The sequence below is a fragment of the Massilia oculi genome (assembly GCF_017582745.1).
GTDB classification, from domain to species: Bacteria; Pseudomonadota; Gammaproteobacteria; order Burkholderiales; family Burkholderiaceae_D; genus Telluria; species Telluria oculi_A.
The window spans coordinates 40,653-64,394 of record NZ_JAFVIM010000030.1; the positions used below are offsets into that span (position 1 = coordinate 40,653).

The 23,742-nt window shown below is 64.5% G+C and carries 26 protein-coding genes; 13 read left to right on the forward strand and 13 right to left on the reverse strand.

Going from position 1 to position 23,742, the window contains the following annotated elements; translation table 11 throughout:
- Positions 1–288: 288 nt before the first annotated feature.
- The 4 genes from corA to J3U95_RS24885 all read right to left on the reverse strand — a co-directional run bounded on the left by corA (position 289) and on the right by J3U95_RS24885 (position 3,745).
- Entirely contained in the window at positions 289–1,254 is a 966-nt protein-coding gene (gene corA / locus J3U95_RS24870) for a magnesium/cobalt transporter CorA (RefSeq protein WP_208281311.1), read from the reverse strand.
- Positions 1,255–1,356: 102 nt separating this feature from the next.
- Positions 1,357–2,073, reverse strand: coding sequence for a monofunctional biosynthetic peptidoglycan transglycosylase (gene mtgA, locus J3U95_RS24875; RefSeq protein ID WP_208281312.1), 717 nt, complete (start codon positions 2,071–2,073; stop codon positions 1,357–1,359).
- A 2-nt stretch (positions 2,074–2,075) separates the two neighbouring features.
- Positions 2,076–2,891, reverse strand: a complete 816-nt coding sequence (gene aroE, locus J3U95_RS24880) for a shikimate dehydrogenase (protein WP_208281313.1) — start codon at positions 2,889–2,891, stop codon at positions 2,076–2,078.
- Positions 2,888–3,745, reverse strand: a complete 858-nt coding sequence (locus tag J3U95_RS24885; RefSeq protein ID WP_208281338.1) for a TonB C-terminal domain-containing protein — start codon at positions 3,743–3,745, stop codon at positions 2,888–2,890. The genes aroE and J3U95_RS24885 overlap by 4 nt, the downstream gene beginning before the upstream one ends.
- 579 nt (positions 3,746–4,324) lie before the next feature.
- Here J3U95_RS24885 and J3U95_RS24890 point away from each other — a divergent pair.
- Complete coding sequence (locus tag J3U95_RS24890) at positions 4,325–4,741, forward strand: type II toxin-antitoxin system HicB family antitoxin (protein WP_147933329.1); 417 nt, start codon at positions 4,325–4,327, stop codon at positions 4,739–4,741.
- 91 nt (positions 4,742–4,832) lie between these two features.
- Here J3U95_RS24890 and J3U95_RS24895 read toward each other — a convergent pair whose 3' ends face one another.
- The 4 genes from J3U95_RS24895 to mpl are packed head-to-tail and all read right to left on the reverse strand — an operon-like array spanning position 4,833 to position 9,433.
- Positions 4,833–6,875 carry a ribonuclease catalytic domain-containing protein gene (locus tag J3U95_RS24895; RefSeq protein WP_208281314.1) on the reverse strand — a complete coding sequence of 681 codons (2,043 nt, stop codon included), beginning with the start codon at positions 6,873–6,875 and terminating at the stop codon, positions 4,833–4,835.
- 1 nt (position 6,876) lies between these two features.
- Complete coding sequence (locus J3U95_RS24900; protein ID WP_208281315.1) at positions 6,877–7,467, reverse strand: chorismate--pyruvate lyase family protein; 591 nt, start codon at positions 7,465–7,467, stop codon at positions 6,877–6,879.
- The gene (locus J3U95_RS24905; protein ID WP_208281316.1) at positions 7,464–8,066 is read right to left on the reverse strand and encodes a YqiA/YcfP family alpha/beta fold hydrolase; all 603 of its coding nucleotides are present in this window, start codon (positions 8,064–8,066) and stop codon (positions 7,464–7,466) included. The genes J3U95_RS24900 and J3U95_RS24905 overlap by 4 nt, the downstream gene beginning before the upstream one ends.
- Complete coding sequence (mpl, locus tag J3U95_RS24910; RefSeq protein ID WP_208281317.1) at positions 8,063–9,433, reverse strand: UDP-N-acetylmuramate:L-alanyl-gamma-D-glutamyl-meso-diaminopimelate ligase; 1,371 nt, start codon at positions 9,431–9,433, stop codon at positions 8,063–8,065. Before mpl ends, J3U95_RS24905 begins: the two co-directional genes overlap by 4 nt.
- Positions 9,434–9,522: 89 nt before the next feature.
- Here mpl and J3U95_RS24915 point away from each other — a divergent pair, with 89 nt between their 5' ends.
- The 8 genes from J3U95_RS24915 to J3U95_RS24950 all read left to right on the forward strand — a co-directional run bounded on the left by J3U95_RS24915 (position 9,523) and on the right by J3U95_RS24950 (position 16,467).
- The gene (locus J3U95_RS24915; RefSeq protein ID WP_208281318.1) at positions 9,523–10,149 is read left to right on the forward strand and encodes a hypothetical protein; all 627 of its coding nucleotides are present in this window, start codon (positions 9,523–9,525) and stop codon (positions 10,147–10,149) included.
- Between the two features lie 13 nt (positions 10,150–10,162).
- A complete protein-coding gene (locus tag J3U95_RS24920; RefSeq protein WP_208281319.1) occupies positions 10,163–10,729 on the forward strand; it encodes a TlpA family protein disulfide reductase in 567 nt (188 codons plus the stop codon).
- Positions 10,730–10,860: 131 nt separating this feature from the next.
- Positions 10,861–11,292, forward strand: coding sequence for a type II 3-dehydroquinate dehydratase (gene aroQ, locus J3U95_RS24925; RefSeq protein WP_208281320.1), 432 nt, complete (start codon positions 10,861–10,863; stop codon positions 11,290–11,292).
- Between the two features lie 95 nt (positions 11,293–11,387).
- Entirely contained in the window at positions 11,388–11,855 is a 468-nt protein-coding gene (accB, locus tag J3U95_RS24930) for an acetyl-CoA carboxylase biotin carboxyl carrier protein (RefSeq protein WP_208281321.1), read from the forward strand.
- Between the two features lie 112 nt (positions 11,856–11,967).
- Positions 11,968–13,368 carry an acetyl-CoA carboxylase biotin carboxylase subunit gene (gene accC / locus J3U95_RS24935; protein ID WP_208281322.1) on the forward strand — a complete coding sequence of 467 codons (1,401 nt, stop codon included), beginning with the start codon at positions 11,968–11,970 and terminating at the stop codon, positions 13,366–13,368.
- Complete coding sequence (gene prmA / locus J3U95_RS24940) at positions 13,365–14,315, forward strand: 50S ribosomal protein L11 methyltransferase (RefSeq protein ID WP_208281323.1); 951 nt, start codon at positions 13,365–13,367, stop codon at positions 14,313–14,315. Before accC ends, prmA begins: the two co-directional genes overlap by 4 nt.
- Before the next feature lie 6 nt (positions 14,316–14,321).
- Positions 14,322–15,515 (forward strand): DUF3426 domain-containing protein, encoded by a 1,194-nt coding sequence (locus tag J3U95_RS24945; protein WP_208281324.1) that lies wholly within the window; start codon positions 14,322–14,324, stop codon positions 15,513–15,515.
- Positions 15,516–15,525: 10 nt separating this feature from the next.
- Positions 15,526–16,467 (forward strand): carbohydrate kinase family protein, encoded by a 942-nt coding sequence (locus J3U95_RS24950; RefSeq protein WP_208281325.1) that lies wholly within the window; start codon positions 15,526–15,528, stop codon positions 16,465–16,467.
- A 74-nt stretch (positions 16,468–16,541) separates the two neighbouring features.
- Here J3U95_RS24950 and J3U95_RS24955 read toward each other — a convergent pair whose 3' ends face one another.
- Together J3U95_RS24955 and J3U95_RS24960 are read right to left on the reverse strand one after the other, a co-directional pair.
- Positions 16,542–17,069 carry a YggT family protein gene (locus tag J3U95_RS24955; protein WP_208281326.1) on the reverse strand — a complete coding sequence of 176 codons (528 nt, stop codon included), beginning with the start codon at positions 17,067–17,069 and terminating at the stop codon, positions 16,542–16,544.
- Between the two features lie 115 nt (positions 17,070–17,184).
- Positions 17,185–17,511, reverse strand: a complete 327-nt coding sequence (locus J3U95_RS24960; protein WP_208281327.1) for a hypothetical protein — start codon at positions 17,509–17,511, stop codon at positions 17,185–17,187.
- A gap of 31 nt (positions 17,512–17,542) precedes the next feature.
- Between J3U95_RS24960 and J3U95_RS28835 the strand changes: the two genes are divergently transcribed.
- The 3 genes from J3U95_RS28835 (at position 17,543) to J3U95_RS24975 (ending at position 19,860) form a co-directional block, all read left to right on the forward strand.
- Positions 17,543–18,526 (forward strand): hypothetical protein, encoded by a 984-nt coding sequence (locus tag J3U95_RS28835; protein WP_208281328.1) that lies wholly within the window; start codon positions 17,543–17,545, stop codon positions 18,524–18,526.
- A gap of 685 nt (positions 18,527–19,211) precedes the next feature.
- Positions 19,212–19,640 carry a DoxX family protein gene (locus J3U95_RS24970; RefSeq protein ID WP_208281329.1) on the forward strand — a complete coding sequence of 143 codons (429 nt, stop codon included), beginning with the start codon at positions 19,212–19,214 and terminating at the stop codon, positions 19,638–19,640.
- Between the two features lie 4 nt (positions 19,641–19,644).
- Positions 19,645–19,860 carry a hypothetical protein gene (locus J3U95_RS24975; protein WP_208281330.1) on the forward strand — a complete coding sequence of 72 codons (216 nt, stop codon included), beginning with the start codon at positions 19,645–19,647 and terminating at the stop codon, positions 19,858–19,860.
- Between the two features lie 17 nt (positions 19,861–19,877).
- Here J3U95_RS24975 and J3U95_RS24980 read toward each other — a convergent pair whose 3' ends face one another.
- Complete coding sequence (locus J3U95_RS24980; protein WP_208281331.1) at positions 19,878–20,771, reverse strand: LysR family transcriptional regulator; 894 nt, start codon at positions 20,769–20,771, stop codon at positions 19,878–19,880.
- Between the two features lie 132 nt (positions 20,772–20,903).
- Here J3U95_RS24980 and J3U95_RS24985 point away from each other — a divergent pair, with 132 nt between their 5' ends.
- Entirely contained in the window at positions 20,904–21,332 is a 429-nt protein-coding gene (locus J3U95_RS24985; RefSeq protein WP_208281332.1) for a DoxX family protein, read from the forward strand.
- 4 nt (positions 21,333–21,336) lie between these two features.
- Here the strand turns inward: J3U95_RS24985 and J3U95_RS24990 are convergent, their stop codons facing one another.
- Positions 21,337–21,756, reverse strand: coding sequence for a hypothetical protein (locus J3U95_RS24990; protein WP_208281333.1), 420 nt, complete (start codon positions 21,754–21,756; stop codon positions 21,337–21,339).
- A 68-nt stretch (positions 21,757–21,824) separates the two neighbouring features.
- A complete protein-coding gene (locus J3U95_RS24995; RefSeq protein ID WP_208281334.1) occupies positions 21,825–23,543 on the reverse strand; it encodes a PQQ-dependent sugar dehydrogenase in 1,719 nt (572 codons plus the stop codon).
- Positions 23,544–23,742: the final 199 nt, after the last annotated feature.

Here is a 23,742-nt window from a genome sequence, read left to right on the forward strand (position 1 = left end):
CTGTGGAAACGTATCGATTTAGGCAGAAATATACACAGTGAAGACTGCCCGACTGGCGCAAGGCGAGCATATTAGTCGACAAAGATCGACAGAAAACTCTCCAATGGTCACGCCACGACAACGGAAAATGATTTTATTCGGCGGGTAAAGCCAGCACGTCCGATGCAAGGGTTCTGGCAGTTGTGCGCGAGACTTGGATTCGCGCTTGCTTTTAGATCGTCATTTCTGCCGCTGGCAGAAGTGACGATCTAAAAGCAAGCGGACCAATTCAGAGAAAACCTGCCAGTCCTACTTCAACCACCCGCGCCGGCGGAAGTACAGTAGCGGCGCCACCGCGCTGGCCGCCATCAGGGCGATCGCGAACGGATACCCGAAACGCCAGTTCAGTTCCGGCATCAAGGCGAAGTTCATGCCGTACAGGCTGGCGATCAGGGTCGGCGGCAGGAAGGCGACCGAGGCCACCGAGAAGATCTTGATGATCTTGTTCTGGTTGATGTTGATGAAGCCGACGGTGGCGTCCATCAGGAAGTTCACCTTGTCGAACAGGAAGGACGTGTGGCCGTCGAGCGACTCGATGTCGCGCAGGATCTGGCGCGCTTCCTCGAACTGGTCCGAGTTCAGCAGCCGGCCGCGCATCAGGAAGCTGACCGCGCGCCGGGTGTCCATCATATTGCGGCGGATGCGGCCGTTCAAGTCTTCCTCGTGTGCGATGGCGTTCAGCGCGGCGGCCGCGTCATTGTCGGTGAATTCCTTCTGCAGCACGCGGGTCGAGACTTCCTCGAGGCTTTCGTAGATGCCTTCCAGCGCATCGGCCGAGTATTCGGCGTCGGTCGCGTACAGGTCGAGCAGCACGTCCATATAGTCTTCGATCGAGCCGGGCCGCGAACGCGCGCGCATGCGCACCAGGCGGAACACGGGCAAGTCGTCGTTATGGACCGAGAACAGGATTTTGCCGGACAGGATGAAGGCCACCGTCACCACCCGCGACGGGCCGTCTTCTTCTTCGAGCAGGAAGTCGGTGCGCAGGTGCAGGTCGCCGTTTTCGGCCTCGTAGTAGCGCGCCGAGGCTTCGATGTCCTGGACTTCGTCCTCGCCCGGCAAGGTGACGCCATACTTCGATTTGACCCAGGTGCGCTCTTCTTCGTCCGGATCGGTCAGGTCGACCCACACCGGCGCAACGTTCTCCAGGTCTTGCCGGGAAGCGATCGTTGCCTGGTTCAGGCGGCCATTCTGGAGGACAAATACGTTGATCATGCGCTGGGGTCTCGTTCGCTATTTTTCGGCCGGGTGAGAAAAATTAGCGCAAGTGTAACCGTTCGCCGTGCACTGAGCCAACTCAGTAACGACAATTTCGCATCAAGGCACCTCGGCGAACCTCATCTGGCGCATGATCGCGTTGGTGCGGCGCTGCAGGTAGTTGGTCGTGCCGTGCTTGTCGTAGTAGCGCGGGTTGGGCAGCATCACCGCCAACCGGGCCGCCTGCGCCTGGCTGAGGTTGGCGGCCGACGTCCTGTAATAGTGGCGCGCGGCCGCCTCGGCGCCGAACACGCCGCGGCCGTATTCGACCACGTTCAGGTAGAGTTCGAGGATGCGCTCCTTGCTCATCACCGTCTCCAGCATGAAGGCGATCACCAGTTCCTGGCCCTTGCGCACATAGCTGCGCGAGCCGGACAGGAACAGGTTCTTGGCGAGCTGCTGGGTGATGGTCGAGCCACCGCCGACCACCTTGCTGCGCCGGTTGTTGCGCTCGTAGGCACGTTCGATCCCTTCCCAATCCACGCCATTGTGCACGCTGAAGTTGGCGTCTTCCGAGGCCACCACCGCGCGCTTGAGGTGGCGCGAAATGCGCGCATACGGCACCCACTGGTGCTTGAGGGTCGCGTTCGGATTCTTTTCGCGCAGCTGGGACAGCTGCTCGCGCATGAAGCTGGTCGAGCCGGGATTGAACTGGGAATACCAGCACACCATCGCAAAGAAATACAGCTGGACCAGCAGCACCAGCAGCAGCGGGGCCAGGAAGATCCACTTGATCCAGCGGCGCCGCGCCGGCGCGGCCTTGCGCGACTTGGCCATGGTCAGCCTGCCTGGCGCATCGCGGCCAGCACGGCATCCGTCTCCGGCCGCATGCCGCGCCACAGCAGGAAGGCTTCGGCCGCCTGCTCGACCAGCATGCCCAGGCCATCGCGCACGTTTGCGCCATGGCGCACGGCGAATGCCATGAACACGGTCGGCTCCTTCCCGTACATCATGTCCAGCGCCAGCACGCCGGGTCCGAATACCGATGGCGGCACGGGCGGCACGTCGGCCGCCAGGCTGGCCGAGGTGGCGTTGATGACCACGTCGAAGCTGCCCTCCACGTCCTGGAAACCGCTCACCGCCAGCAGGTCCGCGTGCGCCGCGAAATCGGCCGCCAGCCGTTCGGCCGTCGCCAGGGTACGGTTGGCGATGACGATCTGGCGCGGGTTTTCCATCAGCAGCGGCAGCAGCGCGCCGCGCGCGGCGCCGCCGGCGCCCAGCAACAGGATGCGTTTATCGGCCAGCGGCACGCCGGCATTGCGCACGATGTCGGCCACTAGGCCGGGGCCGTCGGTGTTGTCGCCGACGATCTCGCCCTGGTCGAAAATCAGGGTGTTGACCGCGCCGGCGGCCTGGGCGCGCGGCGCCAGCCGGGTCGCCAGCCGCGCCGCGTCGAGCTTGAACGGCAGCGTGACGTTGGCGCCCCGATAACCTTCGGCGACCAGGCGCCGCACGGTGGCCTCGAAGCCGTCCAGCGGCGCCAGGCAGCGTTCATACGTCATGTCCTGGCCGGTCTGCAGTGCGTAGGCGGCGTGGATCTGCGGGGATTTGCTGTGGGAGATCGGATTGCCGATGACGCAGTAGCGGTCGCTCATTTGGCGGCGTCTCCAAGGGTTGCCTGCATCTTGTCCTCACGGGTGAAACGGAATCGGGTGAACACTTCCCACAGGTCGTCCTTGCCCTGGGTGCGCATATTGGCCGGGAAGGCGCCGAACGGGGCCGAGCGGCGCACGATCTCGAGCGCGGCCTTGTCGAGGGCCGGGTTACCAGAGCTGCGTTCGACGCGCGGGCCGCCATCGCCCAGGTACAGGGTGCCGTCCTGGAACACGGGGATGTAGACCACCAGGTCGCCATACAGCTTGCGGCCGGCCTGCTGCGGGAAATTCAGCGTGCCGACTTCCTCGATGCGCTTCTGCATCGCCTTGTAATAGAGCGCGTAGCCGACCTGGCGCGTGCTGGGCGTGATTTGCGTGCGCTTGGGGCGGCGGTTTTCTTCCTCGATGCGCTCGAAGATCTCGGCGCTGGTGCGCGAGATGGCGCGTGTGGTGTCGAGGTTGTCGTTGCCGGTGCGGGTCGGATCGGGCTTTTCGCGCTCGGTGACCGGCGGCGCAGTGAAATTGCCGCCGCTGCGGGCGCGCGTCAGCACATTCTGCTGCAGGCGCTCCAATTCGGCGATGCGGCGCTGCAGGGCCTTGATGCTGTCGCCGTCCTCGACCTTGCGCAGGTCGGGCAGCGGCGACTTGGCGCGGCCGGCCTCGGCCGTGCCGCCGCCATCCAGGTTGGCCTGGGCCAGCGCGTCGGCCTTGGCTGGCGCCCGGTCGTGCTTGGCGTTGACCAGCACCACTTCCAGTCCGGGATCGGCCGGCTGGTGGCGGAACGCCTCCGGCGCAGCGAAACGCAGCGCCAGCAGCCCGGCATGGGCTGCCACCGATACGGCCAGGGCGATCATCAGGGGACGGTTTTGGAGAAAGGACTTCACGCGCTACGGGTGGCCTGGTGGGGCAATTGAATCAGAGAATTGACCAATTCTAACCCGGCAGGAACGGTTGAGGGAGGTTGAAAACGTGAAGGACCTGGAACGTGGTCGGTTCGATAACGCTTAGTGGCTAAAGACTTGGGCGTTCTTTCTAAACTTCGGACGCATCAATGCTGCAAGTAGGCAAAAACAGCCGCTAATCAAAACTTGGAGGATAAGATTTTAAACAAATATGTTTAAATTTCCATTTGCGCTCTCACTCAAACCTGTCTAACTTAGATACGTCGGAGCACACTGGGACACGCGGTGAAACAGAGCGAGTTCGTCAGGTGGCTGAAGCTTCAAGGAGCGACGTTCAAGGACGGCACTAACCACTTGAAGGTCTACCTGAACGGACAGCAGACCATCCTGCCGAGGCACCCGAGCAAGGAACTCAAGACTGGCCTTGTCGAGGGCGTAAAGTAGCAGTTAAAGCTCAAGTAATACACGCAATTAAGTCTTTGCCCCGCAGCACCGTACCACAGTAAATTAGATGCAAGCCATGGAGTATGTATGAAATACCCTGCTACCTTCACCCCAGCCGACGAAGGCGGATTCGTTGTCACGTTCCGAGATATCCCTGAGGCGATTGCCCAAGGCGACGATGAGGAGGAATCACTCAAGGAAGCGCAAGATGCGCTCGTCACCGCGATGGACTTCTACTTTGAGGACAGCCGGCCCGTACCCGCGCCTTCGAAAGCACGCAGAGGCGAGCGCCTGGTCGCGCTGCCATTGAGCGTGTCGGCCAAGGTGCTGCTGCTGAACGCGATGATCGAGCGCCAGGTCGGTCCTTCTCAATTGGCCCGCCTCATGGGAATCAAGCCGCAGGAAGTAAATCGCATTATCGACCTGGGCCATAACACGAAGATCGATACCGTCGCGAACGCGATGGCCGCGCTCGGACGTGAGCTGGATGTGGTTGCCGTCTAGTGACGGTTAGCGGCGAGATCATCCGATTCGACATCGGCGCCAATAACCATCACCGCGTCGGCGGATGACCGCGGGGCCGCCGAGGCCAACCCTACGATGCCGACGCCGGCGCCGGCTGCGGCGCATCCCCGGTATCGACCGCCGCCACCGCGCCTTCGGCCTCGACTACCTCGGCCACCGCCGCTTCGCCAGTATCCGCTTCTTCCTCGTAGTCGAGCGATGCATCCGGTTCGGCGGATGCCACTTCGAGCAGGCGCGCTTCCAGGTTCAGGTCGATCTCGTCCCAGCGCACGATGTCGAGTTTCACCTGGGCGCCGCGCGCCACCTGCGGCATGCCGGTCAGGCGCACCACCAGCGGCACGTCGACCAGGCGCACCAGCTCGTCCTTGAGCACGACGGCCTCGGCCTGTTTCACATTCTCTTGCCCCAGCCAGCGCAGGCACCAGTAGCGCTCCATATTCTGCTGGAAGTCGTTATACGCCGAGTAGGCGGCGTCGAAGCTCGAGACGATCGCGAACAGGGTCGCGTCGCAGTGCTTGAACGGCGCCACCAGCGGCGCCGTCACGCCGTGCTCGGCGGCGGCCAGGATCTGCCACTGGTTGACCAGGTCGGTGTAGCGGCGCAGCGGCGAGGTGCTCCAGGCGTACTGGTCCACGCCCAGCCCCTGGTGCGGCGCCGCGTGCGTGACCATGCGCACCTGCATCTTGGCGGCCCAGCCGCCGGCGCCCGGCGTCTGCGAGCGGTAGATGCCCGGCACGCCCGAGTCGTGCAGCAGCTTGCCCCAGGTGCTGTTGGCGAAGATCATCAGCTCGGCCACGATCTTGTCCAGCGGCGCGCCGCGCTTGCGGCGCACGATCGAGACCACGTCGTCCTCGACGTAGAAATTGAAGTCGACCCGGTTCGCCTGTTCCGGCTTGAGGCCGAAGGCTTCGCGCTTCTTCATGCGGCCCGCTTCCAGCTGCAGCGCCCACTTCCACAGCAGGCCCAGCTCTTCCTTGTGCGGATAGTCGCCCTCGCCGCTCTCGAGCGTCTCTTCGTTGACCACGTGATCGAGGTCGTTGTGGCGCAGGTTGTTCTTGACCGGCACGCGCTCGGCGCGGGTCGTGGTCGACTTGACGCTCCAGTCGCTCGGATCGAGCACGGCGTACAGCGACAGCGCCGGGCAATCGTTGCCCTCGGCCAGGGTGAAGGCATTGACCACCTCGTCCGGCAGCATCGTGATCTTGTCGCCCGGCATATACACGGTCGACATGCGCGCGCGGGCGATCTTGTCGATCGCGTCGTCCGGACGGATGCCCAGCCCCGGCGCCGCGATGTGGATGCCGACCTGCACGCTGCCGTCATCCAGGCGCACGACCGAGAAGGCGTCGTCGATCTCGGTGGTGGTGACGTCGTCGATCGAGAAGGCGGCCACGTTGGCCAGCGGCAGGTCGCCAGGCGCCTTCGGGATCTCCACGGGCGCGAAACCGGCGCCGCGCGGGAAGTGCTCGAACAGGAAGCGGCCCATGTGCAGCTCTTTCGGCGAGGCCAGGCCGCCGACGTCCAGCATCAGGCGCGGCGCACTGGTCTGCAGTTCGCTGGCCGCCGTCTCGAAGGCCTTGTACTCGATGGTGTTCTTGTCGGGCTTGAACAGCAGCTGGTGCACGATCTGCTGCATCGAAGCGGGCAGCTTGCCCGCTTTCAGCTCTTCCACATAGCCGGCCTGGACGATGGCCTGCTGTTTTTTCTTTTCGATGCCGGCCAGCGCGGCTTTGAGCGACTGTTCCGGCGCCGCCTTGTACCGACCACGGCCCTTCTTGTAGAAATAGATCGGGGAACCGTGCAGGGCCAGCACCAGGCCGGCGGCTTCGTGCGGCAGCGGGGCATGGCCGAAGTATTCGGCGCCCAGCTCGGCGAAACCGAATTCTTCTTCGCCCGCAACTTCCCACAGGAAATCGAGATCGACCTCGGCAACGATCGCCTTGGCCGCATCCAGCAGGGCTTGCGGCTCGGGCTTCTCGAACTGCAGCAGCACGTCGCGCGTCTTGACCTTGGTGCGCTTACCGCTCGGCATCTCCACCTGGTAGGCCTCGCCCGCTTGCGACAGGATGGCGCCGACCTTGAAATCGCCCGATTCCTCGAAAAATACGTTCATATTAAGTAATGTTCTTCATGGTTGCAGCCGCTCCCAGGGTCAGTACCGCCGGCAAGAATACCTCGGTGACCAGGAGCAGGCCTTGACGGCGGCGATAGACGCAGCGCCGCGCGTAATAAATAGTCGTGTCAGTGTCGCCTTGCCTGCCGAGCGCCGCGTGCGCACGGCGCACCAGCGGATGGTCGGCAGACAGGCGCGCAAATTCCAGTTGCCCACGCCGCACCAGCGGATCGTAGAACAGCGTGGTGCCCAGCGAGCGCTCTCCCAGCGCCGAGAACAGCGGCCAATCGGTGGCGTCGCAATCCATCGGCACCACCGTGTGGGCGAACACCACCGGCTCGCCGTCGCACTCCAGCAGCACTTCGCGTTCCCAGGCCCGCTGTGGACGCGCCAGGCCGATCGCCTGCGCCTCGTCCGCCAGGCAGGTGGCGCTGCGCTGGTGCAGGCGGCGCACCCGGAAGGCGGCGCTGCTGGACACCAGCCGCGCCGTCAGCGAACCGGGTGTGACCAGCCAGTCGTGCATGCCTTCCGGCGCGCGCACCGCGCGCGCATGCGGCTGCCAGGCAGCCAGGCGTAAAGACTTGCCCTTCACTGCGCCGCGCCCACCGGGCCAAAGCCGCAAAACGCCAGCACTTCATCCACATACTGCGGGAATTCCGGGATCGCATGGTCGCTGCCCTCGATCACGTGCTGGCGCGCTCCAGCATAGTGGGCCACCATGTCGCGGTAGTCCAGCACTTCGTCGCCGGTCGCGGCCAGCAGGAAGTAACGCTCGGGGCGGGTGATCTGCTCCACGCGCAGCGCCTGCAGTTCGCCGATATACTCCTGGCGGAATTCGAACGGCTCGTCGGAGTGCCAGGCGGTGGTCACGCCCACGTGCTTTTCCAGATTGCGGGTCGGATCGACGGAAGGGTTGATGACGGCCGCGCGCACGCCCAGGCGCTCCGCCAGCCAGCATGCATAAAATCCGCCCAGCGAAGAGCCGACGATCGCAAGATTATCCGGCGCATGGCGTTCGGCCAGTGCCAGCGCGAGATCCATCGCCGCCTTCGGCGAGGCCGGCAGCTGCGGGCAGATCAGTCTTTCGCCCAGGCCGGCCTGCTCGAGCTTTTCCTGCACCACGCGCGCCTTGAACGAGCGCGGCGAAGAGCGAAAGCCGTGCAGATACAGCAGGTAAGGCGACGAGCTCATGGCGCCAGCGCGTCCAGCAGCTTCTGGTGCACGCCGCCGAAGCCGCCATTGCTCATCACGAGGATGTGGTCGCCCGGCTGCGCTTGCTGCACGATGGCCTGCACCATATAGTCGATCTGGTCGAAGCTGTGCGCGATCTTGCCCAGCGGTGTCAAGGCGTCGGCCAGCGACCAGCCCAGCGCCTGCTGGCTGCCGAAGCCGAACACCAGGTCGGCGTCCTTCAGGCTGCCCGGCAGCGCATCCTTCATGGCGCCCAGCTTCATCGTGTTCGAGCGCGGCTCGAGCACGGCCAGGATGCGCCCGCCCGTGCCCAGCTTCTGGCGCAGGCCGCCAACCGTGGTGGCGATCGCCGTCGGATGGTGGGCGAAGTCGTCATACACGGTGATACCGCCCACCACGCCGCGCACTTCCATGCGGCGCTTGACGTTCTGGAAGCGCGCCAGCGACTCGATGGCCTGGGCGGTCGGCACGCCGACGTGGCGGGCGGCGGCGATCGCGGCCAGCGCGTTCGAGCGGTTGTGCTTGCCGCTCAGGTCCCAGTGCACGGTGCCCTGGTGTTCGCCCTTGAAGATGACGTCGAAACTGGCGCCGCCCGGATGCTCGACCATCGCCCAATCGACGCCGTCGGCCGAGCCGAAGCTTTCCTTGTCGCTCCAGCAGCCGCGTTTCAGCACGCGGCCGATCGACGCTTCATCGCCATTCACGACCAGCCGGCCAACGCCCGGCACGGTGCGCACCAGGTGGTGGAACTGGGTCTCGATGGCGCCGATGTCGGGGAAGATGTCGGCGTGGTCGTATTCGAGGTTGTTCAGCACCGCCGTCTTGGCGTGGTAGTGCACGAACTTGCTGCGCTTGTCGAAGAAGGCGGTGTCGTATTCGTCGGCCTCGATCACGAAGAAGTCGCTCGGTTTGTCGCCATGCAGGCGCGCCGAGACGCCGAAATTCATCGGCACGCCGCCGATCAGGAAGCCCGGCGCATAGCCCGCGTCTTCCAGGATCCAGGCCAGCATCGAAGTGGTCGTGGTCTTGCCGTGCGTGCCGGCCACGGCCAGCACCCATTTTTCGCGCAAGATGTGTTCGCCGATCCACTGCGGGCCCGATACATACGGCAGGCCGCGGTTCAGGATCTCTTCGATCAGCGGATTTCCGCGCGTCATGACATTACCGATCACATACAGGTCGGGATTCAGCGCCACCTGTTCCGGGCCATAGCCCTGGATCAGTTCGATCCCCTGGGCTTCCAGCTGGATGCTCATCGGAGGATAGACGTTAGCGTCGCAACCGGTCACGCGGTGGCCCGCCTCCTTGGCCAGGACGGCCAGGCCGCCCATGAAGGTGCCGCAGATGCCGAGGATATGAATGTGCATGGATAAAATATCTAACCGGAAGTGAATTGACGAATACGCGATTCTACCCGAGCCGCTGTCATTTTCCGTTCAAGAGTATGATCCCAGGCATGATGCCGAATCTGAACACCGATCTCCTCCAGTTGCGTAACGAGATCGCCCTGCTTGCTGCGCGCCTGGTCGCGCAGGATGGCGCCGATCTCGATACCGCCCGCCGCAAGGCCGCCCGCCAGGTCCTGGGCGTGACTCCGCCGAAACCGAATATGCTGCCCGACGACGCTCAAGTCGAGGACGAGGTGCGCAAATACCTGGCCCTGTTCGGCGGCGCCGCGCACACCGAGCGCCTGGCACACCTGCGCGCGACCGCGCTGCAGGCGATGGAAGCCCTGGCCGACTTTAACCCCTATCTCACCGGCGCCGTCCTCAACGGCACAGCAGGCGAGCACGACGATATCCACCTTCAGCTGTTCGCCGACAGTGCCAAAGAGGTAGAGATCTACTTGCTCAACCGTAATGTTAATATCGACATCTCGGAAACCCCGCATTTCAAGGGCGGCCGCCATGCGCCGGTCGAGACCGTGACCTTCTCCTGGATGAAGGAAACGGTGCATGCCGAACTGTATGAGTATCAAGACCTGCGCGGCGCCCTCAAGCCGCGCCCCGACGGCCGTCCGCAACGCATCGACATGAGCGGCCTGCGCGCCCTGATCGCGGCGGACGACCGGAGTGGAAACTGATGGAAGCTGACGAATGAACAAGAAACATCTGGCCGCGTATGCGGCAGTCGCCGCGCTGTTCGGCGTGATGGGCGCCGTGGTGGCGGTCTACAAGAAACCGGCGCAAAGCGTGCTGCCTGCCCCGACCACCGTCGCCCGCGACGGCCAGGTCACCAACCCGGCCGTCAACCTGTATGCACAGTCGCTCAACGACCTCGAAGGCAAGCCGCAGCCGCTGGCCCAGTGGAAGGGCAAGCCCCTCCTGGTGAATTTCTGGGCCACCTGGTGCGGTCCCTGCGTGCGCGAGATGCCCGAACTGATGCACCTGGCGAGCGAGGATGGCGGCAAGCGCTTCAACGTGATCGGCATCGGCATCGATTCGCCCACCAATATGAGCGAGTTCGCCGCCAAGATGAACGTCACCTATCCGCTGTACGTGGGCGGCATGGGCGGCACCGAGCTGTCGCGCGGGTTCGGCAATACGAATGGCGGCTTGCCGTATACCGTATTAATCGGCGCCGATGGGCAGGTGATCAAGACTTATCTGGGCGAACTGAAGTTCGATGAATTGCGCGCCGATCTCGCCAAACTGGAGTCCTGACTGGCCAAATTACGAACGATCGTACGATTGACACTGCCGTTAATTGCGTCTATCGACCGACAATTTTACTGCTTGCCAATAGCTGAGCTAGGCGGCACAATGCCTGACTTTCGGGCAACCAGACACTCACCATGGCGAAAAAGCTACTGCTGCTGAACGGCCCCAACCTCAATTTATTGGGGACGCGGGAACCGGCGGTGTACGGCACGACGACGTTGGCCGACATCGAACAAGCGGCAGTCACGCAGGCCAGCCAGGCCGGCGCAGCGCTGGAATATTTCCAGAGTAACCATGAGGGAGCGTTGATCGACCGCATCCATGCCGCGCGTGCGGATGGCGTGGATTTCATCGTCATCAACCCTGGCGGCCTGACCCATACCAGCGTAGCCCTGCGCGATGCGTTCGCCTCGGTGGCCATTCCCTTCGTGGAGGTGCATATTTCGAATATCCACCAACGCGAGTCCTTCCGGCACCATTCTTATTTGTCTGGAATCGCGCGCGGCGTGATCTGCGGGCTGGGGGCGGACGGATATCGGTTTGCCATCGACTTCGCACTTAAATAGCGTTAATCTACGTCAACTTCATGTAACAGCGGCCGCACGACCCATTCCGACACAGCGGCCTGCTCTCTAAAACGAATAATTCCAAGGGGTTTCACATGGATCTACGAAAACTCAAGACTTTGATCGACCTGGTCGCTGAATCGGACATCGCCGAGCTGGAAGTGACCGAAGGCGAAAGCAAGGTTCGCATCGTCAAGTCGTCCGCAATCCCGCAGAACCAGATGGTCATGCTGCCGCATCAAGGCGTGCAGCAATACTCGGCGCCTGCCGCTGCTCCCGCGGCCGCACCGGCCCCGGCCGCCGCGCCGGCCGTCGCCGCCGAACCGACCGGCCATGTGGTCAAGTCGCCGATGGTCGGCACCTTCTACCGCTCGTCCGCGCCTGGCGCCGCCGCCTTCGTCGAAGTCGGCCAGAGCATCAAGGAAGGCGACACCCTGTGCATCATCGAAGCGATGAAGCTCCTGAACGAAATCGATGCCGACGTGTCCGGCACCGTCACCAAGATCCTCGTGGAAAACGGCCAGCCGGTCGAATTCGGCCAGCCACTGTTCGTGATCGGCTGATCTGCTTCTCCAAGCCGGCCGCGCATGACGCGCCGCCGGCTTACCTCCATGACGTGTCCGGCGCCGCCTGTTCTTTCAGCCGCGCCGGTTTTCACTGAATACCGGACCTACCATGTTTGAAAAAATCCTCATCGCCAACCGTGGTGAAATCGCGCTGCGTATCCAGCGCGCCTGCCGCGAGCTGGGCATCAAGACGGTCGTCGTCCACTCCGAGGCCGACAAGGACGCCAAGTACGTGAAACTGGCGGACGAATCGGTCTGCATCGGACCGGCGCAATCGACCCTCAGCTACCTGAACATGCCCGCGATCATCAGCGCGGCCGAAGTGACCGACGCCGAGGCGATCCACCCGGGCTACGGCTTCCTGTCCGAGAACGCCGACTTCGCCGAGCGCGTCGAAAAGTCCGGCTTCGTCTTCATCGGCCCGCGTTCCGACTCGATCCGCATGATGGGCGACAAGGTCTCGGCCAAGCAGGCGATGATCCGCGCCGGCGTGCCGTGCGTGCCGGGTTCGGACGGCGCCCTGCCGGACGATCCGAAGGAAATCGTGCAGACCGCGCGCCGCGTGGGCTACCCGGTCATCATCAAGGCCGCCGGCGGCGGCGGCGGCCGCGGCATGCGCGTGGTGCATACCGAAGCCGCGCTCCTGAACGCCGTGCAGATGACCAAGACCGAAGCCGGCACCGCCTTCGGCAATCCGGAAGTCTATATGGAGAAGTATCTGGAAAATCCGCGTCACGTGGAAATCCAGATCCTGGCCGACGAACATAAAAACGCCGTCTGGCTGGGCGAACGCGACTGCTCGATGCAGCGCCGCCACCAGAAGGTGATCGAGGAAGCGCCGGCGCCGGGCATCCCGCGTAAACTCATCGAGAAGATCGGCGACCGCTGCGCCGAAGCCTGCCGCAAGATCGGCTACCGCGGCGCCGGCACCTTCGAATTCCTGTACGAGAACGGCGAGTTCTACTTCATCGAGATGAACACCCGCGTCCAGGTCGAGCACCCGGTCACCGAGATGATCACCGGGATCGACATCGTGCAGGAGCAGATCCGCATCGCCTGCGGCGAGAAGCTGCGCTTCCGCCAGCGCGACATCATGCTGTCGGGTCACTCGATCGAGTGCCGCATCAATGCCGAGGACCCGTTCAAGTTCACCCCGTCGCCAGGCCGCATCACCGGCTGGCACCCGCCGGGCGGCCCTGGCATCCGTGTCGATTCGCACTCGTATGCGGGCTACTATGTGCCACCTCATTACGACTCGATGATCGGCAAGGTAATTTCTTACGGTGCGACCCGTGAGCAGGCGATCCGCCGCATGCAAATCGCGCTCTCCGAAATGGTGGTCGAAGGTATCCTCACCAATATTCCGCTGCACCGCGAACTGATGGTCGACGCCCGGTTCATCGAAGGCGGCACCAATATCCACTACCTGGAGCAGAAACTGGCCGCCAAGCCCGACCTGCCGAAGGAAACGGCGCTCGGCGCCAAATCGGAAGCCAAGGTACAAGAATGAGCTGGACTGAAGTCGTCATCGAGATCGCCCGCGACCACGCGGAAGCGCTGTCCGACGCCCTGATGGAAGCCGGCGCGCTGTCGGTGTCCGTCGAGGACGCGGACGAAGGCACCGAGGACGAAAAACCCCTGTTCGGCGAGCCGGGCATGGAACCGACCCAGGCCGCATGGGACCACAGCCGCGTCGTGGCCCTGACGGACACCGACGCCGACCAACTGGCGATCGTCACCGAAGCCGCCCAGGCGGTCAAGCTGGCGGTCGTCCCGGCCTTCACCACCCGTAAAGTGGAAGACGCCGACTGGGTGCGCCTGACGCAATCGCAGTTCGAGCCTATCCACATCGGCAAGAACATCTGGGTCGTGCCGAGCTGGCACGAGGCCCCAGACCCGAATGGCCTGATCCTCGAGCTCGATCCAGGCCTGGCCTTTGGCACCGGCAGCCATCCGACCACCCGCCTGTGCATGGAGTGGCTCGAGGCCCATCCGGCGCCGGGCAGGTCGGTGCTGGACTACGGCTGTGGCTCGGGCATCCTGGCGATGGTGGCCAAGAAGCTGGGCGCGCACGACGTCGCCGGCGTCGACATCGATCCGCAAGCGATCGAGTCGGCGCGCGCCAACGCCGAACGCAACGGCGTCGAGATCGACTACTACCTGCCCGATACCTTCGCTGCCTCCGGCAACGAGCGTCATGCGGGCGGCAAGTTCGATATCGTCGTGGCCAACATCCTGTCGAGCCCATTGAAGCTGATGGCGCCGATGCTGGCCGGCCGCGTGGCCGCCGGCGGTTCGCTCATCCTGTCGGGCGTGCTGGCGCGCCAGGCGGAAGAAGTCGCCGCCGCCTACGCACCTTTCATCAAGCTGGGCGTCTGGGCCGAGCAGGACGGCTGGGTTGCCCTTCACGGGACGCTCGGCCAGGACAGCGCGCCGCCGCCCCGCTCTGGCGGCTAGGCAGGCATGGCGCTCGCCACCCAATGCCCCCACTGCGGCACGCTGTTCCGCGTCGCCGCGGACCAGCTCAAGCTGCGTGGGGGCATCGTGCGCTGCGGCGCCTGCCAGCAGGTCTTTGACGGCAACGCGGGGCTGGTCGACCTGAACGCCCCGCAGCCCGCCCCTTCTTCTTCCTCCCCGGTCGCCGAGCCAGGCGTCACGCCAGACGCGCCCGGGCCCGGCGCTGCCGAAACGCCGGATACCGCGCCGGATACCGCTCCGGATACCGCAGCGGACAACGAACAGCCGATCTATACGCTCGAATTCGACCGTGCGCTGTCACCGTACGGCATCCTGCCCCATCCCTTGACCGAACAGGACGAAGAACGGGATGTGGCGGTAGAGGCCGAACCCGCACCAGCTCCTGTGGCCGACATCCAGGCCGACGAGGAGATCGTGGCGGCTCCGCCGCCGGACGATGAGCACGACGAGCCCGAACCCGTCGCGCGTCCACCGGCGCCCGACGCCCCGCCGCTGCTGCTGCGCGAATCCGCCGGAGGCTCGCCGCCCATTGTCTCGCATGCGCCGCCGCTGCCGCCGAAATCCCCGCGCGCACGCGCCGCCGACGCCCGTTCGCGCCGTTCCAAGCTGACCCCGACCCGGATCGAAGACACGCCCAAGCTGCGCGTGCCCGAGATCGACGAACCCGAGTTCGTGCGCCGAGGCCGCCAGCGCGAGCAGTCAAGCAAGGCCGTGCGCATCGCGATGGTCGCCGGCAGCATCCTGCTGTTGCTGGCGCTCGCCGTGCAGGCCATGGTGAGCTTGCGCGACGTGCTGGCGGCGCGCTATCCGGCGCTGCGTCCGGCCCTGGTCTCGACCTGCGCCCTGTTCGGCTGCCAGGTCGGCCTGCCGGCGCGGCCGGACGCGCTGGTGATCGAGACCGGCGAACTGATTGCCCTGGGCGGCAACGCCTATACCCTGAGCACCGTGCTGCGCAACGGCGGCGACCTGGCGCTGGCCTGGCCCAGCATCGAGCTGACCCTGAACGATGCCGACGACAAGCCGCTGGTGCGGCGCGTGTTCGGTCCGCGCGACTACGTTCCCCAGCTCGCCGACTCCATGACCGGCTTCGGCGCACGCGCCGAGCAGCCGGTCAAGATCCATTTCAGGCTGGAAGGACTCGAACCTTCCGGCTACCACATTGCCGTTTTCTACCCCTGAAGGCTCACCCATGACCAAAACCGCCCTGATCTGCGGCTCGCTCGCATTCGACAAGATCATGCAATACCACGGCCGCTTCGGCGACACCCTGCTGGCCGACCAGCTGCACCGCGTGAACGTGTCGTTCCTGGTGCCGACCCTGCGCACCGAGTACGGCGGCTGCTCGGCCAACATCGCCTACAACCTCAAGCTGCTGGGCGGCGAGCCGCTGATCATGGGCACCATGGGCATGGACGGCGGCGACTACCTCAAGCGCATGGAAGAGCAAGGACTCCAGACCCGCGGCATCCGCACCATCGCCGACGCGTATACCGCGCAGTGCTTCGTAACCGCCGACGAGGACAACAACCAGATCAACGCCTTCCACCCGGGCGCGATGCAGTTCTCGCACGAGAACAACGTCGGCGACCAGGGCCCGCTGGCGGTCGCGATCATCTCGCCGGACGGCCGCGACGGCATGATCAAGCACGCGCGCGACTGCGCCGAGCTCAAGGTGCCGTTCATGTTCGATCCGGGCCAGCAGCTGCCGATGTTCTCGGGCGACGAGCTGATCACCTTCATCGGCCAGGCCAGCTACCTGGCGTGCAATGACTATGAATTCGAGATGGTGATGGACCGCACCGGTCTCTCCCAGGCCGACATCGCGGCGCGCCTGGACGCGCTGGTCATCACGCGCGGCGCCGAAGGTTCGGATATTTACGCCGGCGGCGAGCACCATCGCATCCCGGCCGTGCAGGCGGCGAACGTGGTCGACCCGACCGGCTGCGGCGACGCCTACCGCGCCGGCCTGCTGTTCGGCATCACCAATGGCCTCGACTGGCCGACCAGCGGCCGCATCGCCAGCCTGCTGGGCGCGATCAAGATCGCCTCGCAAGGCGGCCAGAATCACAGCTTCACGCCGCAGGAATTCGACCACAAGTTCGAGGCGGCGTTCGGCTTCAAGTTCCGCTGATGACGCCCGGCGTCACCGGATAAAAAAATGGCCTTGCAAATGCAAGGCCATTTTCATTTGGAGGGGGGCGACCGTCAGAAGCCGAACACCTGCCTCAGCACGAACAGCAGGATCTGGATCAGCACCAGCGCCACCAGCACCGACAGGTCGATGCCGCCGATCGGCGGGACCACGCGCCGGATCGGGCGCAGCACCGGCTGGTTCAGGGCGTGCACGAACGGCGCCAGCGGCGCGTTCGGGTTCACCCAGCTGAAGATCGCCTCGATGATCAGGAGCGCCATGAAGCCGTACAGGATCCAGTTCAGGAAGCGGTGCAGCGCATACAGCAGCACCATCTCGCCGCTGCCGCCCTGCAGCAGCAGGAGCGTGCTGGCCACCAGCACCACCAGGAAGGCGCCGATCAGGCTCGCCCAGTCGTAGCCCCGGGTGCCCGGCACCACGCGCCGCAGCGGCATCACCAGCCAGTCGGTGATGGTATGCACGAACTGGCGGATCTGGTCGGGGAGGCGCACGCGGATGGCGTTCGTCCAGAAGCGCAGCAGCAGCACCCCGCCCAGCAAGCCTGCGATGATATCGACGATAAACTGAAGAATGGACAGCACGGACTCTCCTCAAAAAAAAACCGCTGTGCGAACAATCACACAGCGGCATTGTGCCTGAAGCAGACCCGACTTGCCATGCGCACATGGCGCGCGGCAGGCCGGGCGACGTCCGGTATTAAGGACGGCTGCTGGTCGGGAACGGCCATGCGGTCGGCGCCAGCACGGTCTTTGCAGCAGGAGCGGCGCTTGGCGCTGCCGGAGCGGCCGCAGGTGCGGCTGCCGGTTGCGCGGCGGTGGTCGTCGCTGCCGGCTTGGCGGCCGGTTTCTTGGCCGCCGGCTTTTTCGCTTCCGGCTTGGCTTCGACCTTGGCGTCGGTCTTCACTTCCGGCTTGGTATCGGCCTTGGTGTCGACTTTCGCTTCCGGCTTGGCGTCGGCCTTGGCCACGACTGCTGGCTTGACTTCTGGCTTTGCGGCAACGGTCTTGGTTGCTGCAGCTTTCACTGGAGCAGCTTTTTTAGCGGCTGGAGCAGCCTTGGTTGCAGCCGGCGCAGCTTTATTAGCGGCCGGCGAGGCTTTTTTTGCTGCGGGCGACGCTTTCTTTACGGCTGGTTTTGCGGCGGTTTTGGTGGCGGTCGCTTTTTTCGCTGCCGGTTTAGCGGCGGTTTTGGTCGCGGTCGCTTTTTTCGCTGCCGGTTTGGCGGCGGTTTTGGTCGCGGTTGCTTTCTTCGCTGCCGGTTTTGCGGCGGTTTTGGTCGCGGTCGCTTTCTTGGCTGCCGGTTTGGCGGCGGTTTTGGTCGCGGTCGCTTTCTTCGCTGCCGGTTTGGCGGCTGCCTTGGTGGCGGTCGCTTTCTTCGCTACCGGTTTAGCGGCTGCCTTGCTTGCAGTCGCTTTTTTGGCTGCAGGTTTAGCTGCGGCTTTGGTCGCGGTTTTAGCGGTCGACTTGGCGGCTGGTTTAGCGGCGGCCTTTTTCGCTGCCGGCTTGGCTGCTGGTTTAGCTGCAGCTTTCTTGGCTGCCGGTTTAGCGGCGGCTTTCTTTGCTGCCGGCTTGGCTGCCGGTTTAGCAGCGGCTTTCTTTGCGGCCGGTTTTGCTGCCGGTTTAGCGGCGGCTTTCTTCGCTGCCGGCTTTGCTGCCGGTTTAGCGGCGGCTTTCTTTGCTGCCGGCTTGGTTGCCGACTTGGCTGCCGGTTTAGCGGCTGCTTTCTTCACTGCAGACTTTGCTGCCGGCTTGGCTGCCGATTTGGTCGCGGTTTTGGCCGTTGCTTTGGTAGCAGTGGTCTTGGTTGCGGCGGTCTTGGTTGCAGTAGCTTTCTTTGCAACAGGCTTAGCAGCGGTTTTCGCTGCCGGCTTCGCGGCTGCCTTGGTGGTGGTGGTCTTGGTCGCGGCTTTCTTTGCGACTGGTTTCTCTGCTGCAGCCTTTGCGTTCGACTTCGTCGTGGACGAAGGCGCGCTCTTTGCTGCTGCCTTTGCTGCTGGTTTCTTAGCGGTTGCCATTCTTGTTCTCCTTCATCTGCGATGAGAAATACGCTCAAGGTTTAAAACCCGCCGGATCAAACCCGGCGAATTATTCATCGGACCAAAGCAAGCGTCGATTTAGGCCAATGAATCCGGCACCGGCTGAACTGCTGCAACTCCTCACAGTTGCAGCGCTTCAGCCAACGTCGACAGGTCACCGTTCCAGCGTTTCACATCGCTACCCTTGCGGGTGCGAAAAGAAAAAGCCGCCTTGCCTGAGCAATTGGTCAGACAAGCCGGCTTGTTCTTTTCGCTTCGCTTCCGTGCATACTGTTTGGTTCAGCGTCCTATTATTCGATCGATTTTGCCCGATGCCCGCGACAATATCACATCTTCTCGATTTGACAAATTCAATCACGTAAAGTACGCGCATTCTTTGTGAGCGCGCAACCGTGAATCGCAAAAAAAGTCGCGTGATTTGGACGATGAATTGCACACCCGCGCGCCAATCGGCGGCATGCCCAACATGCGCTACAGCCTTTACCTATCGCATTTCAACTGATCGATAAGCTGGAGTGACGCCGGCATCCTGCCTCTTCCAGCGGGCCGTATTCCTGTTTCCAGCGCCGCATGAACGCAAAGTTCCCGCCAGCGCGCCACTGCATCTGAATCAACATCATCCGAGTAAGTCTGGCTGTACGCGAAAGCGCACTTTCCGCAGCCAATTACGCCAGTCGAAAGGACCATCCATGTCACACCATTTGCTCCACGACAGTCCCTCAGCCATCCCGGCGCTCGGTCGCATCATGATGGCCATCATCTTCCTCTTCAGCGGCATCGAAAAGGTAATGGACCCGGGCCATACCATCCAGGCAATCCGCTCCGTGGGCCTCCCCTTTGCCCATCTCGGCCTGGCCATTGCCGTCTTGCTCGGGCTGGGCGGCGGGGCCATGCTCCTCCTGGGCATCAGGACGCGCATGGTGGCGATTGTCCTGGCGGTGTACTGCCTGGTCGCAGGCGTCATCTTCCATGATCCGTTCAGCGGCATTACGCAGGCCATCCAGCTGGTCAAGAACATTGCGATCTCCGGCGGCCTGCTGCAGGTGGCGGCATTCGGCGCGGGCCGCTACGCGGTCGACCGGATGCCCGGCGGGCGCGAAACCATCTACCGGGTGTAAGGCCATGCCACGCCGCAAGGAGTCGCCGGTCGCACGGTTCCTCATCGGCGTCAGTGGCCTCGCCATCGCGGTTGCCGTCATCAGTGGCGCGACGCTCGCCACCCGGCATGCGCTTCCGCCCGGGCACGGCACGGACGGCCCGGACGGCCCGGACTTCGATCCCACGTCGGCGAACCCGATCTGTGCTTCCGCGCGCGGCGCGCCGCCGTCGACGCGCTAGGGCTTGCGCGTTCACCGTCAGCCATCGCACTTGAGACGTTCGATGAACCAGCGCCCCGCCGGCCCCGGCGGCTGGTCCCGCATGAAGATCGCGTGCATCGAAAAGCCCGATCCGAGCACCGGATGCGTCTCGAGTTCGATGCGCACCAGCGCGCCGCTCTCCAGGTCTTGTTCGACCATATGCAGCGGCATATTCCCCCAACCCAGGCCGGCGCGCAGGAAGGCGTGCTTGGCGCCGAGATCGGCCAGGCGCCACACGCGTGGCGACAGCACGCCGAAGTCGCGGCCCCGGGTGAGGCTCGAGCGGTCGGTCAGCACCAGCTGCACGTAGTGCCCTGCTTCCGCGCGCATCACCGTGCCTTCGGTGCGCGCCAGAGGATGGCCGGGCGCGACCACGGTTGCCGCCTGCACGCCGAGCAGGTATTCCGAGGCGCAGGCGGCCGGCACTTCCGGGAACGAACCGATCACCGCGATACGGCACTGCCCGTCGAGCAGCGGCTGCACCACGGCGCCGAGCGCCTCGACGTACAGGCGCAGCGGCGTCGATGGAAATTCGCGATGGAAGGCCTGCACCGCCTCGGTGAGCTTCGCGATCGGATACATCACGTCGACCGCCACCGACAGCTCCGGCTCCAGGCCTTCGGCCAGGGTGCGCGCCCGCGCCTTGAACGCATCCATGCTGTCGGCCGCGCGGCGCGCTTCGGCCAGCAGGGCGCGTCCGGCCTCGGTCAGCTGAGGATAACGGCCCGAGCGGTCGAACAGCGCGAAGCCCACCTGCGACTCGAGATTGGCCAGCGTGTGGCTCACGACCGACTGCGCGCGCCGCAGCTTGCGACCGGCGGCGGAAAAGCTGCCCTCATCGGCTGCGGCGATAAAGGTGCGCAGCTGGTCCATGGACATCCCGTCGAGCATCCATCTACTCCATCGATAGTTGATATCGAATTATATAGGCTTCTTGGATCGATCGAGTGGGACTATGATGATCTCCATGGACGCCGTACACGAAATGGCGTCAACCACAACAACCATTCGAAAGGAACGACCATGTACGCCAACGCCACCCAGACCAGCCAATCCATCGTCCCGGCCATCGGCCGCATCCTGATGGCCACGATCTTCGTCTTCAGCGGCGTCGGCAAGGCGCTGGCGCCGGAGGCGACCCTGGGCTACATCCAGTCGGTCGGCCTGCCTTTCGCCTCGCTCGCCCTGATTGGCGCGATCGCCATCGAGGTCGGCGGCGGCGCCCTGCTGGCTCTCGGCTACAAGACCCGCCTCGTCGCGGCCGGCCTGGCGGCGTTCTCCCTGGTGACGGCCTTCGTGTTCCATAACGCGATCGGCGACCAGAACCAGCTGATCCATCTGCTGAAGAACGTCGCGATGGCCGGTGGCCTGCTGCAGGTGGTGGCCTTCGGCGCCGGCGCCTGGAGCCTGGACGCGGCCGCCGGCCGCAAGGCCGCGCCGCTGGCAGCCTGAAGGTTCACAGGCCGAACGGGCCGTACCAGTAAGTGATGTCGATGACGCCGCCACGCTTTGATACATAGGCCTGGCGCGTCTCGCAGTTGACGAACAGCGAGCGGAAGGTACCGTCCAGCTGGGGCGTCAGCAAGCCGGTCGGATGGCTACCGAGGGGCACCAGCGGCATGTCCGGCGTGGCCCTCACCTTCGACTCCCCAGGTTTCGGATAGGTGTTCGTGTTGAGCATGCCGGCCAGCTTGAAGGCGCCATGGAGCTCACGCTCCATGGCCTGGGCAATCAGGCTGTCGCAGGCTTCGCTGCGCGGCGTGCCCCTCACATAGTCGCCGAGCACCAGCGGCGGCGCGGGAGGTTTCGGCTTCTCGGTAGCGCAGGCGCCGAGGGCGATGGCAACCAGCACGGTCAGGCAAACGATGGGGCGCATGCGTCTACTCCGGGATCGATGCGGCGGCCGCCGCGTCGATCCATCTTAGCGCAAGCCCCGGCGTCGAGCTAGCGTTTCGCGGCGTTCTTGGGCACGATGCGCCACACTATGCCGCCGGCATCGTCCACCACCAGCAAGGCGCCGTCGGCCGCCACTTCGACCGCGGCCGGGCGGCCCCAGACGTCGCGGTCGCTGATCACCATGCCGCTCATGAAGTCCTGGTACTGCCCGGTCGGCACGCCATCCTTCATGAACACGCGCGCCACCTTGTAGCCGGTGCGCACGCCGCGGTTCCAGGAACCGTGCAATGCGACGAAAACCTCACCCTCGTACTCCTTCGGGAAAGCGTGCTTGGCGCCCTTCGGCGCATGGTAGACCACCATGCCCAGCGGCGCCGAGTGGGCCTGCAGCAGCACGTCGGGCGTGATCGTCTTGCCCTTCAGGTCGGGACGAATGCCCTTCAGGCGCGGATCCTCGTTGTCGCCGATGTAGTACCACGGCCAGCCATAGAAGCCGCCCTGCTTCACGCGGGTCAGGTAGTCCGGCGGCAGGTTGTCGCCCAGCGCGTCGCGCTCGTTCACATTGCACATCACGTCGCCGGTGGCCGGATACACCAGCAGGCCGACGCAGTTGCGCAGGCCGGTCGCATAGGTGCGGCGGTTCTTGCCGTCCGGGTCGAAGGCCATCACGGTGGCGCGGTCGGTCTCGACGCCCCAGGCGGCGCCGAAGCCATGGCGTTTTTCCCACTCGGCGATCGGCAGCGGCGGTTTGGGCCCGATGTCGGCGGCGACGTTGGTGGCCGAGCCGATCGACAGCAGCATCGTCTTGTCGTCCTTCGAGAACACCAGGGTGCGGGTGGTGTGGCCGCCGCTGGTCTCGGACAGCTCGGGGATCACGACTTCGGCTTGCCCGCGCGCCTTCAGGTCGCCGTTGCGGTAAGGGATGCGCACCACCGAATTGACGCCCGCCACGTACAGGTATTGCGGGTTGGCGCCGGAAGGCCAGAACGCCATGCCGTAAGGACGCGACAGTCCGGTGGCGAACACCTCGGCGGTATCGGCTTTGTCGCCGTTCTTCGAGCGCAGCACTTTCACTTCACCGGCGCCGGTCGCGGCCAGGAATACGTCGCCGTTCGGCGCGCGCAGTGCCACGCGCGGCTTGTCCGCATCCTGCGCGAACACGCTTACCTCGAAGCCGGGCATCACGCTGGGGATCGTGCCGTTCGGACGCGCCTGCACGCGCGGGCTGTTGCCGGCGCTGTCGGTGGCGAAGGGCGTGGCCAGGTCGGTCGGCTTGATGTGGAAGACCTTGCCGGGCTGGGTGTCGTCCCAGGAGCCGGCGCGGTCAGCCGGCTTGGCGGCTGCGGCCGGCGCGGCGGCGGTGCTTGCAGGGCCTTGCAGGCTGGCCAGGTAGTCGATCAACGCCGTGCGCATCTTCTGGTCCGGCACGCCGACCGGCATCGTGGTGCCGGGCACGCGCTTGGCCGGGTCGAGCAGGAACACATCGAGCTCTTCGCGGGTCCAGACCAGGCCTGCGGCGCCAGCCTTGGCCAGCGCGCCCGAATAACCGAAGCCGGGCACGCCGGCGGCCTTGCGACCGACGACGCCGAACATGCCGGGACCGGCCAGCGGCGACAACTTGGCATCGACCGTGTGGCAGCTGGCGCAGTTGTTCTGGAAGATGGTGCGGCCGGCGGTGATCTGCGGCGCGGAGGCGGCATGAGCGACGGATACCGTCGCCAGGCTGGCGAGCATGAGGGCATGCAGCGTCAGGGTGTTGGCTTGCAAGGTTGTCTCCTGGTCAGGCTTGAAAAGCCGCCATGATAGCGTCTCACCAGCAGCACCAGCAGGGTCAGGTCTGACTTTCGGTGGCTGTCAAGCTAGTTGTCGCGTTAGCGGCCGTTAAGCCGCCATTCTAAATTCCCGGCCATTGCACGCTTTTGCCTTGGGTTCGCTGGTCGCCAGGTCAGGGTTGAGATGTACCTCC